Genomic DNA, 14453 nt, shown 5'->3' with positions numbered 1-14453 from the left:
CTCCTATTCGATGATGTCGCCACGCAGCAGGTACTTGCACACCGCCACGGTACTGATGAAGCCGAGCATGGCGATCAGCAGCGCCGACTCGAAGTAGGTCTTGGTGTTGAGCCACAGCCCCAGCAGCACGATCAGCGCGATGGAGTTGATGTACATGGTATCCAGCGCCAGCAGGCGGTCGGGCATGTCCGGGCCGATGGTCAGCCGATAGACGTTCAGCGCCAGCGCCGCCACCACCAGGGCCAGGCAGGTAAAGAGAGCGACCTCTAGCATTCGTAGATCTCCTTCAGCGGCCGTTCGTAACGCTCGCGAATGGTCTCGATCAGTGCGTCATCATCCTCCACGTCCAGGGCGTGGATCAGCAGCGACTTGCCATCCAGGCGCAGGTTTGCCGACACCGTGCCGGGCGTCAGGCTGATGGTGTTGGCCAGCAGGGTAACGGTGAAGCGGTCCTCCAGCATCAGCGGGTACTCCACGAAGTGGGGCCGCAGGCGCCGCCAGGGGTTGATGATCAGCCAGGCCACCTGGACGTTGGCGATCACGATATCGCCGAGTACGCGCAGCGCAAAGCGCAGTAGCAGACCCGGCTTCTTCACATGGGGCTGGGCGTCCCAGAAGCGGTGGGTCACCAGCGGGATCACTACCGCCAGGACGCCGCCCAGCAGGAGGTGGCCGAAGGCGATGCTGCGCACCATCAGCAGCCAGACGATCAGCAACAGGATTGACAGCAGCGGGGTGGGCAACCAGGCACGAGGCGTGATCATGGGGCGTCTCCCTCGGTGTTCAACAGCGTCCGGGTCAGCGATTCGGGATTCGCCAGCTGCTCGGCCGTGGCGTCGGTGTAGTCGACCAGCGGCCCGGCCAGGATCACCAGCAGCGGGGCGACGCCGATCAGCCAGGCGACGCCGAACCACTGGCGATGCGCCAGGCGCTGGCCGTCAGCCTCGCCGGTGCTGCGCCAGAAGAGCGTCGAGCCGGCCCGGGAGAGGGCAATGATGGCGGCGAGCCCCGAGAGCAGCAGGATCGGCCACAGCCAGGCGCGCTCCGCACCCTCGGCGGCAGCCAGCAGCAGCGCCTTGCCGATGGCACCGGAGAGCGGTGGCATGCCCGCCACGGCGATGGCACCGGCGAAGAACAGCACGGCCAGCCAGCCCCCCTGGCGCAGCGGGCGCCCCTTGACCAGCCGGGTGCCGGCCTGGCCGCGCTGGGCGCCGATCATCTCGGCGAGCAGGAACAGCCCGCCGGTGATCAGGGTAGTGTGGATCAGGTAGTAGAGCAGGGCGGAGACCGCCGCCGGGGTGCCGATGCCGATCCCCGCCAACAGGGTGCCCACCGAGACCAGCACCAGATAAGCCACCAGCAGGCGCAGGTCCCGGGCGGCCAGGACGCCGATCGCGGCCGCCACCAGGGTGCCCAGTGACAGCCACCATACCCACGCCTGTTCCAGGTTGGCCAGCGGCCCGGCGGCCTCGCCGAAGACCAGCGAGTAGACCCGCAGGATGGCGTAGATACCCACCTTGGTCATGATCGCGAACAGTGCCGCCACCGGCGCCGGAGCCGCTGCATAGGCCTTGGGCAGCCAGAAGTAGAGCGGCAGGATGGCGGCCTTGAGGCCAAACACCACCAGCAGCATCAGCCCGCCGGCCACCACCAGCCCCTCGCGCTCGGCGGGAAGCGTGGCCAGTCGGGTGGCCATGTCGGCCATGTTGAGGGTGCCGGTGGCGCCGTAGAGGATGCCCACCGCGATCAGGAACAGCGATGACCCGGCCAGGTTGAGCACCACGTAGTGCACCCCGGACATGATCCGCTCCTTGCCGCCACCGTGCAGCAGCAGGGCATAGGAGGCGAGCAGCAGGACCTCGAAGAACACGAACAGGTTGAACAGATCGCCGGTCAGGAAGGCCCCGTTGATACCCATCAACTGCCACTGGAAGAGGCCGTGAAAGTTGCTGCCGCGCTCGTCATCGCCGGCGCAGGCGAATACCACGGCGCCTACCGCCAGCACTGCAGTGAGCAGCACCATGAGTGCCGAGAGTCGGTCGAGCACCAGTACGATACCGAAGGGGGGCTGCCAGTCCCCCAGGGCGTAGTAGGTTACCTCGCCGCCGGCGGCGCGAGCCACCAGGGCGATGCCCACCAGCAGCAGGGCGAGGGTGGCGCCGGTGCCGATCAGGCGCTTGACGCGGACGCTGCCCTGACGCTGGAAGAGCAGCAGGATGCCCGCCACCAGCGGCAGCACCACCGGCAGCACGATCAGGTGGGAGCTCATCGACGTCCCTCCCCGGCTTCATGCTTGCGGCCGTCGACATGGTCGTTGCCCGCCTCGCTGCGCGCGCGCATGGCCAGTATCACCACGAAGGCGGTCATGGCGAAGCCGATGACGATGGCGGTAAGCACCAGTGCCTGGGGCAGCGGGTCGGCGTAGTCGCCTGCCCCGTCGACCAGTGCGGCACCATCGGTGGTCAGGCCGCCCATGGAGAACAGGAACAGGTTCACCGCGTAGGAGAGCAGGGTCAGGCCCACCACGACGGGGAAGGTTCGCGAGCGCAGGATCAGGTAGAGCCCGCAGGCGGTGAGAACACCGGTGGTGATGGCGTAGAGGCTTTCCATCAGGAGGACTCCTTGGAACTGTCGGGAGACGGTGCGCTTGCGGTGCTGGGCTCCTTGGCTGGGCGGTGGGGCGTGGTCACCTTGCCCAGGTTGGCTAGGATCATCAGGGTGGCGCCGACCACCGCCAGGTAGACCCCCAGGTCGAAGAGCATGGCCGTGGCCAGCTCGAACTTGCCCACCAGCGGCAGCGAGAAGTAGCCGAACGAGGAGGTCAGGAACGGATAGCCGAACAGCCAGCTGCCCAGGCCGGTCAGGGTGGCGATGCCTACCCCGGCCACCGCCACCGGCTGGTAGGGGAAGTCGAGTCGCTGCTGGGCCCACTCCACCCCGCGGGCCATGTAGAGCAGGATCAGCGCCACCGCGGTGACCAGTCCGGCGATAAAGCCGCCACCGGGCTCGTTATGGCCGCGCAGGAAGATGAAGGCGGAGACCAGCAGCGCCAGCGGCAGCAGCGCCATGGAGATGGAAGTCAGTATCGCCGGGTAGCGGTCCGGCGACCACACGCGGCCCTCACCGTCGCTGTGGGGCATGAACACTCGCAGCCGGTTGAGCAGCTTGAAGATCGCCAGGCCGGCCAGGGCCAGCACGGTGATCTCGCCCAGGGTATCGAAGCCGCGGAAGTCCACCAGGATGACGTTGACGACGTTGTGGCCGCCACCACCGGGCACGCTGTTCTCCAGGAAAAAGCCGGAGATGGGGGTGGTGTCGCGGGTCAGTACCGCATAGTTGAGGCTCGCCACCACCAGCCCCAGGGCCCCGGCCAGCACCACGTCACGCAGGTTGCGGCGGTTGGAGGACTCGGTGGGAGTCTTCTGGGGCAGGAAGAACAGCGCCAGCATCAGCAGGATCATGGTCACCACCTCGACCGAGAGCTGGGTCAGCGCCAGGTCAGGGGCCGAGAAACGGGCGAAGGTCAGCGAGACCACCAGGCCCACCACCGAGAGCATGATCAGCGAGATCAGGCGGAAGCGGTGGGTCACCGCGGTGGCGATGCCACCGAACATCAGCAGGGCGGCGCCCAGCAGCACGACGCCGTCGATGGGCTGATTGCCCAGCGAACCGGTCAGCCCGCTCATGCGTGCCAGGCCCAGTCCGCCCATCACCAGCGAGGCGACCAGCAGCCAGGTCATGTAACGCTGCAGGGAGCCGCCGTCGAAGCGGCCCAGGCCACGCTCGGACCAGTGGCCCAGGCGCTGCAGCGCCGCCTCGAAAACCAGGCGGGCATCCACCGGGCCGAAGCCGCGGTGGAAGTGGCGCAGGTCGGCGTGTCGCCAGTAGGCGGCGACCCCGGCGACGATGGCGATAGCACTCATCGCCAGCGGCAGGTTCAGGCCGTGCCAGATGGCCAGGTGGAAAGCCAGGGGCTCACCCAGTACGGCCTCCACGGCCAGGCCCAGCAGTCCTTCGGCGAGCACCGGTGCCAGGCCCACGATCACGCAGAGCGCCACCAGCAGCTCCACCGGCGCACGCATCAGCCACGGCGGCTCGTGGGGCGCCTTCGGTGGCCCCTGCTTGGCGGGCTTGAAGAAGACCGCGTGCACCAGGCGCAGGGAGTAGGCCACCGAGAGGATGCCGCCGATCGTCGCCAGTACCGGCAGTACCCAGCTCAGGCCCGCCAGCACCGGCGTCTCCACGGTCTCGGTGAAGAACATCTCCTTGGAGATGAAGCCGTTGAGCAGCGGCACCCCGGCCATGGCCGCGCCCGCCACGCTGGTCAGCAGTGCGGTGACCGGCATGGCCCTCTTCAGGCCGCCCAGGCGCCCGAGCTCACGGGTGCCGGTCTCGTGGTCGATGATCCCGGCGCTCATGAACAGCGCTGCCTTGAAGGTGGCATGGTTGAGGATATGGAACAGCGCCGCGAGTACCGCCATGGGGCTGCCGATGCCCAGCAGCACCGTGATCAGGCCCAGGTGGCTGACCGTGGAGAAGGCCAGGATGCCCTTGAGATCGGTCTTGACCAGGGCGAACCAGGCGCCATAGAGCATGGTGGCCATGCCCACCAGGGAGACCACCGCGGACCACAGGTCGCTGCCGGCGATGGCCGGATGCAGGCGTGCCATCAGGAAGATGCCCGCCTTGACCATGGTCGCCGAGTGCAGATAGGCGGAGACCGGGGTAGGGGCCGCCATGGCATGGGGCAACCAGAACTGGAAGGGGAACTGGGCCGACTTGGTGAAGGCCCCCAGCAGCACCAGCGCCAGCATGATCGGGTAACGCGGGTCGGCCAGTATCGCCTCGCCGCCGGCCAGGACGTCGTCCATGGCGTAGCTGCCCACCATGTCGCCCAGCAGCAGCAGGCCGGCGAGCAGGGCCAGGCCGCCGGCGCCGGTCACGGTGAGCGCCATGCGCGCGCCCTTGCGGGCGTCGCTGCGGTGGGACCAGAAGCCGATCAGCAGGAAGGAGGAGAGGCTGGTCAGCTCCCAGTAGAGCCACAGCAGGATCAGGTTGTCGGCCATCACGATACCGACCATGGAGGCCATGAACAGGATCAGGTAGGCGTAGAAACGCCCGTAAGGCTCCTCCGGCGACAGGTAGTAGTGCGCATAGAGCAGGATCAGCAGGCCGATGCCCATGATCAGCAGGTTGAAGAGCAGCGACAGGCCATCCAGACGGAAGGCCAGGTCGAGGCCCAGGCTGGGTATCCAGGTCACGGAGACGCGCAGCGCCTCGCCGGCCGAGAGGGCCGGCAGCTGTGCCAGCATCAGCAGCAGGGCCAGGGCCGGGAGTACGGCGGTGGCCAGTGAGCAGGCGCGGCGTCCGCGGCCGGCAGTGACCATCGGCACCAGCATGCCCGCCAGCGGCAGCAAGGCTATCCACATCAGTGTCATCGGTCGCTCATCCTGCGAGTGAGAAGTAAGGGGAGGGCGCAGGATGCCTGCTGGGCCGGAGGATGCAAGCGACACCGGGTCGCATCCCGTCCCTGGGGCGCTGGCCCGTCCACGGCGGTATGCCGTTTATCCTAACGCAAAGCGCTGTTTCACGCTCTACCCTTGAGTTTCAACACCTTGTGTGGATAAGGTGATCCGATCGACCGACGGGAGGGCGCCGGATGCAGCTCGCTGTGCTGGGAGGGTTCGTGGTAGCCGCCATGGCGCCGCTGCTGCACCGCTGGTTCGGGCCAGGCACCGCGCGAGTAATGGCGCTGCTGCCCGCGGCCATTGCCGCCTGGCTGATCGGCCAGTGGCCAATAATCGCCGCCGGCGAGACGCTGTGGCTCGAGTGGGCCTGGGTGCCGGGCCTCGACCTCACCCTCACCTTCATGATCGACGGCCTGGCCTGGCTGTTTGCCATGCTGATCTCGGTGATCGGTACCCTGGTGCTGATCTACGCCGGGGAGTACCTGCGCGGCCATCGTGACCTGCCGCGCTTCCTGGTGGTGATCACCGCCTTCATGATGTCGATGCTCGGCCTGGTGCTGGCCGACAACCTGGTCGCCCTGTTCGTGTTCTGGGAGCTGACCAGCATCACCTCCTACCTGCTGATCGGCTTCAACCACACCGACCTCGCCGCTCGCAAGTCGGCCCAGCAGGGGCTCTTCGTCACCGTGGGGGGCGGACTGGCGCTGCTTGCCGGCTTCGTCATGCTGGCCCTGGCCGGCGACAGCTGGTCGCTGGCCGAACTCAACGCCCGGGGAGATCAGCTCAAGGCGCATGCGCTCTACGCGCCGCTGCTGATCTGCGTGCTGCTGGGTGCCTTCACCAAGTCGGCCCAGTTCCCCTTCCACTTCTGGCTGCCCAATGCCATGGCGGCCCCTACCCCGGTCTCGGCCTACCTGCACTCGGCCACCATGGTCAAGGCGGGCATCTATCTGCTGGCGCGTCTGCATCCGGCGCTGGGGGGGACCGAGCCCTGGGTGGTCACACTCTCGCTGGTGGGGGCGCTGACCATGGCCACCGGGGCCTTCCTGGCGATCCAGCACACCAACGTCAAGAAGCTGCTGGCCTACTCCACGGTGATGGCGCTGGGCACGCTGACGATGCTGCTGGGTATCGGCACCGAGGCCGCTCTCACCGCCTTCGTGGTCTTCCTGCTCGGCCACTCCCTCTACAAGGGGGCGCTGTTCATGGTGGCCGGCATCCTTGACCACGAGACCGGCACCAAGGATGTCACCGCCATGGGCGGGTTGCGCCACGCCATGCCGCGCACCGCCCTGGTGGCGGCGGTGGCGGCGCTGTCGCTGGCGGGGCTGCCGCCGCTGCTCGGCTTCATCGGCAAGGAGCTGATGCTGGAGTCGGTGCTGGGCGCGTCGGACTACCGGGGAGTGATCCTGCCGCTGGCCTTCCTCGCCGCCTTCCTGACCCTGGCGGTGGCGGCGATCGTCGCCATTCGCCCCTTCTTCGGCCCGTTGAGGGAGACGCCGCATACGCCCCACGAGCCCCCCGGCGGCCTGCTCGCGGGGCCCGCCCTGCTGGCCGCACTGTCGCTTGCGTTCGGCCTGGTGCCGGGGCTCCTCGACGCCCTGATGAGTGCCACCGTCGCGGGTATCGGGGCAGGGCAGGTCGATGTACACCTGGCGTTGTGGCACGGCCTCAACCTGCCGCTTGTGCTGTCGCTTGCCAGCCTGGTGCTGGGGGTGCTGGTGTTCCGCCACTGGGATCGCCTGCGTTCGCGGCTGGCGCGCCTGGAGCCGCTGATGGCCCGCGGCCCCGAGGCCGGCTATGAGGCCCTGATGGCGGGCATGGTGCGTATCGCCGAGTGGCAGACCCGCTTCCTGCAGAACGGCTATATGCGCAACTACCTGGTGATGACCCTGCTGGTGCTGCTGGGCCTGGTGGGCCATGCCCTGCTGGTGCGTCACACGCCGACACTCTCCTTCGCGCTGGATCTCTACCTCCACGAGGCGATGGTGGCGGGGCTGATGGTCGCCGGGGCGGTCGCCGCCTGCGTGATGCGCTCGCGCCTGGCGGCCGTCGCCGCGGTGGGGGTGATGGGTTACTCCATCGCCCTGACCTTCGTGCTGTTCAGTGCCCCGGATCTGGCCATCACCCAGCTGCTGGTGGAGACCCTGACGGTGATCCTGCTGGTGCTGGTGCTGTTCCGCCTGCCGCGCTTCGCCACCCTCTCCACCCCCGTCGAGCGATTGCGTGACCTGGTGGTGGCGGGGCTCTCCGGCGGCCTGATCACCCTGTTGATGCTGGCGGTGCTCTCCGGCGAGCGCCTGCCGCGCATCTCCGACTACATGGTGGAGAACAGCCAGCCGCTGGGCCATGGCCACAATATCGTCAACGTCATCCTGGTGGACTTCCGCGCCCTGGACACCCTGGGCGAGATGTTCGTGCTGGCGCTGGCGGCCATCGGTGTCTACGCCATGCTGCGCTTCCACGCCGAGGAGTATGAGGCGAGGAGTGCCTCGCGGACACGGAGGGGCGACGATGGTTAGATCGGGCACGCTGATTCTCAATGTGGCGGCGCGGCTGCTGCTGCCGCTGCAGCTGATGTTCTCGCTGTTCCTGCTGCTGCGTGGCCACGACGAGCCGGGTGGTGGCTTCATCGCCGGGCTGGTGGCGGCGGGGGCCTTCGCGCTCTACCTGTTCGCCTACGGGCGGCGTGCCCTGGGGGCGATGCTCAAGGTCTCGCCCCGCGACCTGGTTGGGATGGGGCTGCTGCTGGGGGTGGCCTCGACGCTGCCCGCCTGGTGGTACGGCGAGCCCTTCTTCACCGCCCAGTGGTGGACCATCCCGGTTATCGACTTCAAGGCCTCGACGCCGCTGATCTTCGACATCGGCGTCTATCTGGTGGTGCTGGGTTCCGTGCTCACCGCCATCACCGCTCTGGTCAAGACCGACCAGGCAGACGACGAACGCTGAGGAGGTCCCATGGAACCCTTGATGGCCGTCGCCATCGGCATCCTGTTTGCCGCTGCCATCTACATGATGCTGCGCCGCTCTATCGTCAAGCTGGTGATCGGGCTGATGCTGCTCTCCAACGCCGCCAACCTGCTGATCTTCTCCACCGCCGGCATGACCCGCGGGGCGCCGCCGCTGGTGCCGGAGGGGCTCACCGCGCCCGAGGGGGCAATCGCCGATCCGCTGCCCCAGGCACTGGTGCTTACCGCCATCGTCATCGCCTTCGGGGTGCTGTCGTTCGCCGTGGTGCTGGTTCGCCGGGCCTGGGAGATCGTGCGTGCCGATGACCTGGACAAGATGAAGGATACCGACACGTGAATCCCGAGATCGCGCTGCCCATCCTGATCCCGCTGATGTCGGGGGCCGTGTCGCTGGTGTTCTGGCGCTCGCGGCTGATGCAGCGGCTGGTCGCCGTGGGTGGCACCGCCGGGCTGCTGATCACCGCCCTGTGGCTGCTTGCCTCGGTGAACCGCGAGGGCATCCTGGTGATGCACATGGGCAACTGGGCCGCGCCCTTCGGCATCAGCCTGGTGGCCGACCTGCTGGGCGCCATCATGGTGGTGCTCACAGGCATCATCGGTTTGGCCGTGGCGATCTACTCCCTGGCCACCGCGGGGCGTGGCCACGAGGCCTACGGTTACTTTCCGCTGATGCATCTGCTGCTGGCCGGGGTGGCCGGTGCCTTCCTCACCGGTGATATCTTCAATCTTTACGTGTGGTTCGAGGTGATGCTGGTGGCCTCCTTCGCGCTGCTGATACTCGGCAGCGAGAAGGCGCAGATGGAGGGGGCGATCAAGTACGTGACCCTGAACCTGCTCTCCTCGGTGATCTTCCTGATCGCCGTGGGTCTGCTCTACGGCATGGTGGGCACCCTCAACATGGCCGATATCGCCAGGCGTCTGGCGGCGGTGGAGGATCAGGGCATGGTCGATGCCCTGGCGATGATGTTCATGGTCGCCTTCGGCATCAAGGCGGCGGCTTTCCCGCTGTTCTTCTGGCTGCCGGCCTCCTACCACACCCCGCCGGTGGCGGTGTCGGCGCTGTTCGCGGGGCTGCTCACCAAGGTGGGGGTCTATGCGCTGTTCCGGGTGTTCACGCTGATCTTTCACCACAGCCCGGGCTACACCCACGAGATCCTGCTATGGGGGGCGGGGCTGACCATGCTCTCCGGGGTGCTGGGTGCGGCGGCCCAGTTCGAGTTCCGGCGCATCCTGTCGTTCCATATCGTCAGCCAGATCGGCTACATGATCCTCGGCCTGGCGCTGTTCACGCCGTTGGCGATTGTCGGCGGGGTCTTCTACATCATGCATCACATCATCGTGAAGGCGAACCTCTTCCTGGTCAGCGGCATCGTCCACCGGCTGGGCGGCAGCTACCAGCTCAAGCGCCTGGGCGGCTTCTATCGCAGTCATCCGTGGCTGGCCGTGCTGTTCCTGATTCCGGCCCTGTCGCTGGCCGGTATCCCGCCGCTCTCGGGGTTCCTGGCCAAGTTCATCGTGATCCGTGCCGGCATCGAGGCCGAGGCCTACGGGGTCACCGCCATCGCCCTGCTGGTGGGGTTGCTGACCCTCTATTCGATGATCAAGATCTGGTCCGAAGTGTTCTGGAAGTCGACGCCGCCCGAGGGTGATGTTGCCCCCTATCCCGAGGTGCGCCAGCGCGAGCTGTGGCTGATGGCCGCCCCGGTGGTGGGCCTGGGGCTGTGCACCCTGTTCATCGGTCTCTATCCGGCACCGATCCATGCCCTGGCCGAGGCCTCGGCCGCTCAGCTGCTCGATCCCGATGCTTACATCCGCGCGGTGCTGGGCGAGGGCGCGGAGGTGCTGCCATGATCGGTGCGGCGTGGAACCTGCTGCTGGGGGGCGCCTGGGTGGTTCTCACCGGCGACTTCAGCGGCCTCAACCTGCTCGCCGGGCTGGTCTTCGGCTACCTGGTGCTGGCGCTGATCCAGCCCCAGGTGCCGGCGCTTGCCGGCTATGCACAGCGCCTGCCGCGGCTGGTGCGTTTCATCGGCTTCTTCCTCAAGGAGCTGGTCATGGCCAACCTCAAGGTGGCCTTCGATATCGTCACCCCACCCTGGTACATGAAACCCGGGGTGATTGCCATGCCGCTCCAGGCGCGCAGCGAGTTCGAGATCGCCTTCGTTGCCAACCTGATCTCGCTGACTCCGGGCACCCTGAGCCTGGATGTCTCCGACGATCGCCGGGTGCTCTATATCCATGCCATGTTCCTGGACGACGAGGCGGCGCTGCGCCGCAACCTGGCAGAGATGGAGCGCCGCGCCCTGGAGCTGTTCCATTGATGCTCTTGCCGAGTCGTGGAGGAGAACGCCGATGTCGCCCCTGATCCTGCTGAGTCTGGTGCTGATGGCGCTGGCGCTGTGCTTGACCTTCGTGCGCCTGTTTCGTGGCCCGAGCCTGCCCGACCGCGTGGTGGCCCTGGAGCTCTTCTCGTCGATCCTGGTCGGTATCATCGGGGTGGTGGCCATCGCCACCGACGTGGCGAGTCTGCTCGACGTGGCCATCGTCATGGCACTGATGGCCTTCATGGCCGCCATCGGCTTCGCGCGTTTCCTGGAGCGGGGAGGGCCCCGGGATGACTGAGATACTCAAAGAAGGGCTGATCCTGATCGGGGCGCTGTTCATGCTGCTGGCGGCGCTGGGCCTGGTGCGCCTGCCCGACCTGCTGACCCGCATGCACGCCACCACCAAGGCGGCGACCCTGGGTGCGACCCTGATCATGCTGGCGGTGGCCATCCACTTCGCCCAGGTGGCGGTGGTAGCGCGGGCCTTCGGCGTGATCCTTTTCATCATGATGACGGCACCCGTAGCCGCCCACGTGATCGGCCGTGCCGGCTACTTCGTCGGCTCCCGGCTGTGGGAGGGTACGCTGAAGGATGAGCTCAGGCCCAACTATGACCCCCTGACCCACGAGCTCAAGAGCGGCCTGGAGACCGAGTCCAACGCGCGCCGCGAGCCCGGGGAGAGCGACGCTTCCTGAGCGCTTCCCGACCACTGTCTGCCGTGCGGGGCCACCTTCGGGTGGCCCTTCCTGTAACGGCTCCCGATGCTCCTTGCCTGGCGTGACCGGTATCGCGCAGCGGGCGGTATCGGGAGTATAAATTGTACAGAACCTGTACTATTATCCTTCCATGTCCATGCCTGGGGTTCTGTCATGCACTGCAAGCCATATCTGCCACACAAGACCTGCACCGGATGCGGCCGGCCCTTCGCCTGGCGCCGCAAGTGGGCGCGCTGCTGGGAGGAGGTCCGTCACTGCAGCGAGCGTTGCCGGCGCGAGGCGCGTCGCCGGAGCCTGGCATCGTGAGGCGTGTGCTGGCATGGCTGCGTGGTGACCTGCGTCTGGCCGACAATCCTCTGGTGCGTTTCGCTTCGCCCGCCGAATCGCTGCTCTGCGTCTACGTACTGGACGACGCCTGGCTCGAGGATTGCGCCGGCCTGGGGCCCCGCATCGGCGCCGCGCGGCTGCGCTTCCTGTGGGAGAGTCTGATCGCCCTGCGCGGCGAACTGCTGGGTCGCGGCAGCGACCTGCTGGTGCTTGTCGGGGACCCGGTGGCGGAGGTCGCCGCTCTGGTCGAGCGTCACGCCATCGACCAGCTTCGCGTGCGTCGCGACGCCGGCTGGGAGGAGGGCCGCGCGGTGGCGCGCCTGGCCGAGCGCCTGGGGGCAGGGGTCGAGCTGTGGCAGCCCGATTCCGGCACGCTCCTCGATGAGGACGACCTGCCGCTGCCCCTGGCCTCGTTGCCGCCGAGTTTCTCGGCCTTCCGTCGCCGTGTGACACGCGACGCCACGCTGCCGGCGTCCTGGCCGGCGCCGGTGACCCTGCCGCCCTGGCCTGAAGACGCGCCGCGAGGGCTGCCGGCGCTGCATCGGATATCGCCTGCCGCCGCCGACTGGACGGCCGATGCGAGAGGCGACTTTTGCTTCGCCGGAGGCGAGGCGGCGGGGCTGGCGCGGCTCGACCACTACCTCTGGCAGAGTGGCGCCGTGGCCAGCTACAAGCAGACACGCAACGCCTTGATGGGCTCTGACTTCTCCACCCGCCTCGCGCCCTGGCTGGCCCACGGCTGTCTCTCGGCGCGCCAGGTGCACGACGCGGTACGCGCCTGGCAGGCGACCCATGGGGCGAGTGACTCCAGCGAGTGGGTGATCGTCGAACTGCTGTGGCGCGACTACTTTCATTGGGCAGCGCGCCAGGAGGGGGCGGCACTGTATGGCCACCAGCGGCTGCCGCCGGTTGATGACGCCTTCCTTCGCTGGTGTCGGGGGAGGACAGGGGTGCCGCTGATCGATTCCGCCATGCGCGAACTGGTTGCCACCGGCTGGCTCTCCAATCGGGCGCGTCAGAATGCGGCGAGTTTCCTGATCTTCGAGCTGGGTGGTGATTGGCGCCTCGGTGCGGCCTGGTTCGAGCGCTGCCTGGTCGATTACGATGCCGCCAGCAACTGGGGCAACTGGCGTTACGTGGCCGGTGTGGGGCGGGATCGCCGCGGGCATCGCTTCGATATCCCCTGGCAGGCCCGTCGCTACGACCCCGAGGGTGACTATGTGGCCCGCTGGCAACCCTCGCTGGCCTCGCAGCGGTGATCTGGCGCCTCGCCGGACACTGAACGGACTTCCCGCGGCGCACCAACTGAGCGATGATCGTTGCCTGTTGCCATAACGCCAAGGAGTGCCTGCCACCATGCAACGGATGACCCTGACCTGCTGCCTGACGTTAGCCCTGCTGGCCGGCTGCCAGAGCGGCCCGGCCCGTGAGGCGAGTGCCGCCGAGCAGTCGTCCGCTACCCCCGGCGAGACGGCTGTCCAGACCTCTTCCGGCACTTCCGATGCCCGGGAACCTGATGCCACCGAGAGTTTTTCCGCCTGGCTGGCCCGCTTCCGCGGGGAGGCACGGGGCGAGGGGATCTCGCCGGCGACCCTGGCTCGCGCCCTGGACGGTGTGCGCTATCGCCCGCGGGTGATCGAGCTGGATCGCTCCCAGCCCGAGTTCGTGCGTCCCATCTGGCAGTACCTGGACAGCGCTGTCTCCGCCCAGCGTGTCACCACCGGCCGGGCCCGCCTGGCCGAGCACCGCGACACCGCGCGCCGCATAGAGCAGCGCTACGGTGTGCCGGCGGAGGTGATCGTGGCGATCTGGGGCATCGAGAGCAATTACGGCGGCAACTTCGGCGACTTCTCGACCCTCGAGGCGCTGGCCACGCTGGCCTATGACGGGCGGCGCCGCGACTTCGCCCGCGGCGAGCTGCTCGCCGCCCTGCGTATCATCGAGGCCGGCGATATCGCCCCGGAAAACATGCTCGGCTCCTGGGCCGGTGCCATGGGCCATACCCAGTTCATTCCCTCGAGCTTCGAGGCCTACGCCAGGGACGGTGACGGCGACGGGCGTCGCGATATCTGGGGCAGCATCCCGGACGTTATGGCCTCCACCGCCCACTATCTGGCGCAAGCCGGCTGGCGCGAGGGGGAGCCCTGGGGTGTCGAGGTGGCCCTGCCCGAGGGGTTCGACTATGCCCAGACCGAGCTTTCCAACCGCCGCTCGTCTGCCGCCTGGTCCGCACAGGGCGTACGTGCCGTGGGCGATGGAGCCTTGCCCGCCTATGACGAGGCGGCGGTGATCGTTCCCGCCGGGGCGAATGGGCCCGCCTTCCTGGTGGGTCCCAACTTCCGGGCCATCCTGCGCTACAACAACGCCACCAGCTATGCGTTGGCCGTGGGCAGCCTGGCCGACGAGATCGCGGGGCGCGACGGGGTCGTCGGCGGCTGGCCCCGTGACGAGCAGCCGCTGGCACGGGCCCAGGTGCGCGAGATGCAGCACGCCCTCAATGCACGCGGCTTCGAGGTGGGCACGCCCGACGGCATCCTGGGTCCCAACACCCGGCGTGGCCTGCGTGAGTATCAGGCCTCCATCGGCGAGGTGCCGGACGGCTTTGCCACCCGACGCTTGCTGGAGCGCCTGATCCGCTGAATTCACCGA

The 14453-nt window shown here is 67.8% G+C and carries 15 protein-coding genes; 10 read left to right on the top strand and 5 right to left on the bottom strand.

Annotated elements, in window-relative coordinates; all coding sequences use genetic code 11:
* Positions 1–3: 3 nt before the first annotated feature.
* Genes LWH48_RS08615 through LWH48_RS08595 form a run of 5 tightly spaced genes read right to left on the bottom strand, consistent with a single transcriptional unit; the run spans position 4 to position 5438 of the window.
* On the bottom strand, positions 4–273 hold the full coding sequence (locus LWH48_RS08615; protein WP_023006660.1) for a K+/H+ antiporter subunit F: 270 nt from the start codon (positions 271–273) through the stop codon (positions 4–6).
* The gene (locus LWH48_RS08610; protein ID WP_161431266.1) at positions 267–764 is read right to left on the bottom strand and encodes a Na+/H+ antiporter subunit E; all 498 of its coding nucleotides are present in this window, start codon (positions 762–764) and stop codon (positions 267–269) included. The genes LWH48_RS08615 and LWH48_RS08610 overlap by 7 nt, the downstream gene beginning before the upstream one ends.
* The gene (locus LWH48_RS08605) at positions 761–2269 is read right to left on the bottom strand and encodes a monovalent cation/H+ antiporter subunit D (protein WP_232912250.1); all 1509 of its coding nucleotides are present in this window, start codon (positions 2267–2269) and stop codon (positions 761–763) included. Before LWH48_RS08605 ends, LWH48_RS08610 begins: the two co-directional genes overlap by 4 nt.
* Complete coding sequence (locus tag LWH48_RS08600) at positions 2266–2610, bottom strand: Na+/H+ antiporter subunit C (protein ID WP_023006663.1); 345 nt, start codon at positions 2608–2610, stop codon at positions 2266–2268. Before LWH48_RS08600 ends, LWH48_RS08605 begins: the two co-directional genes overlap by 4 nt.
* Complete coding sequence (locus tag LWH48_RS08595; protein ID WP_232912249.1) at positions 2610–5438, bottom strand: monovalent cation/H+ antiporter subunit A; 2829 nt, start codon at positions 5436–5438, stop codon at positions 2610–2612. Before LWH48_RS08595 ends, LWH48_RS08600 begins: the two co-directional genes overlap by 1 nt.
* Before the next feature lie 221 nt (positions 5439–5659).
* Here LWH48_RS08595 and LWH48_RS08590 point away from each other — a divergent pair, with 221 nt between their 5' ends.
* From LWH48_RS08590 to LWH48_RS08550, 10 genes are all read left to right on the top strand, one after another.
* Positions 5660–7990, top strand: coding sequence for a putative monovalent cation/H+ antiporter subunit A (locus LWH48_RS08590; RefSeq protein ID WP_232912248.1), 2331 nt, complete (start codon positions 5660–5662; stop codon positions 7988–7990).
* Entirely contained in the window at positions 7983–8417 is a 435-nt protein-coding gene (locus LWH48_RS08585) for a Na+/H+ antiporter subunit B (protein WP_232912247.1), read from the top strand. Before LWH48_RS08590 ends, LWH48_RS08585 begins: the two co-directional genes overlap by 8 nt.
* A gap of 9 nt (positions 8418–8426) precedes the next feature.
* Positions 8427–8774 (top strand): Na+/H+ antiporter subunit C, encoded by a 348-nt coding sequence (locus LWH48_RS08580; protein WP_232912246.1) that lies wholly within the window; start codon positions 8427–8429, stop codon positions 8772–8774.
* Positions 8771–10288, top strand: a complete 1518-nt coding sequence (locus LWH48_RS08575) for a Na+/H+ antiporter subunit D (protein WP_232912245.1) — start codon at positions 8771–8773, stop codon at positions 10286–10288. The genes LWH48_RS08580 and LWH48_RS08575 overlap by 4 nt, the downstream gene beginning before the upstream one ends.
* Positions 10285–10758: a Na+/H+ antiporter subunit E gene (locus LWH48_RS08570; RefSeq protein WP_161431273.1), complete on the top strand. Its 474-nt coding sequence runs from the start codon at positions 10285–10287 to the stop codon at positions 10756–10758. The genes LWH48_RS08575 and LWH48_RS08570 overlap by 4 nt, the downstream gene beginning before the upstream one ends.
* Before the next feature lie 31 nt (positions 10759–10789).
* Complete coding sequence (locus tag LWH48_RS08565) at positions 10790–11059, top strand: monovalent cation/H+ antiporter complex subunit F (RefSeq protein WP_161431274.1); 270 nt, start codon at positions 10790–10792, stop codon at positions 11057–11059.
* Positions 11052–11456, top strand: a complete 405-nt coding sequence (gene mnhG, locus LWH48_RS08560; RefSeq protein WP_161431275.1) for a monovalent cation/H(+) antiporter subunit G — start codon at positions 11052–11054, stop codon at positions 11454–11456. The genes LWH48_RS08565 and mnhG overlap by 8 nt, the downstream gene beginning before the upstream one ends.
* A 66-nt stretch (positions 11457–11522) precedes the next feature.
* Positions 11523–11783, top strand: a complete 261-nt coding sequence (locus LWH48_RS18370; RefSeq protein WP_332875619.1) for a DUF2256 domain-containing protein — start codon at positions 11523–11525, stop codon at positions 11781–11783.
* Positions 11780–13063, top strand: a complete 1284-nt coding sequence (locus tag LWH48_RS08555) for a DASH family cryptochrome (RefSeq protein ID WP_232912244.1) — start codon at positions 11780–11782, stop codon at positions 13061–13063. Before LWH48_RS18370 ends, LWH48_RS08555 begins: the two co-directional genes overlap by 4 nt.
* Before the next feature lie 97 nt (positions 13064–13160).
* Positions 13161–14444: a lytic murein transglycosylase gene (locus LWH48_RS08550; RefSeq protein ID WP_232912243.1), complete on the top strand. Its 1284-nt coding sequence runs from the start codon at positions 13161–13163 to the stop codon at positions 14442–14444.
* The last annotated feature ends 9 nt before the right edge of the window (positions 14445–14453 follow it).

It is taken from the genome of Halomonas sp. G15 (assembly GCF_021282295.1).
GTDB classification, from domain to species: Bacteria; Pseudomonadota; Gammaproteobacteria; order Pseudomonadales; family Halomonadaceae; genus Halomonas; species Halomonas alimentaria.
The sequence above is the reverse complement of the archived record's forward strand: the minus strand, read 5'-3'. Positions and strand labels throughout refer to the sequence as shown.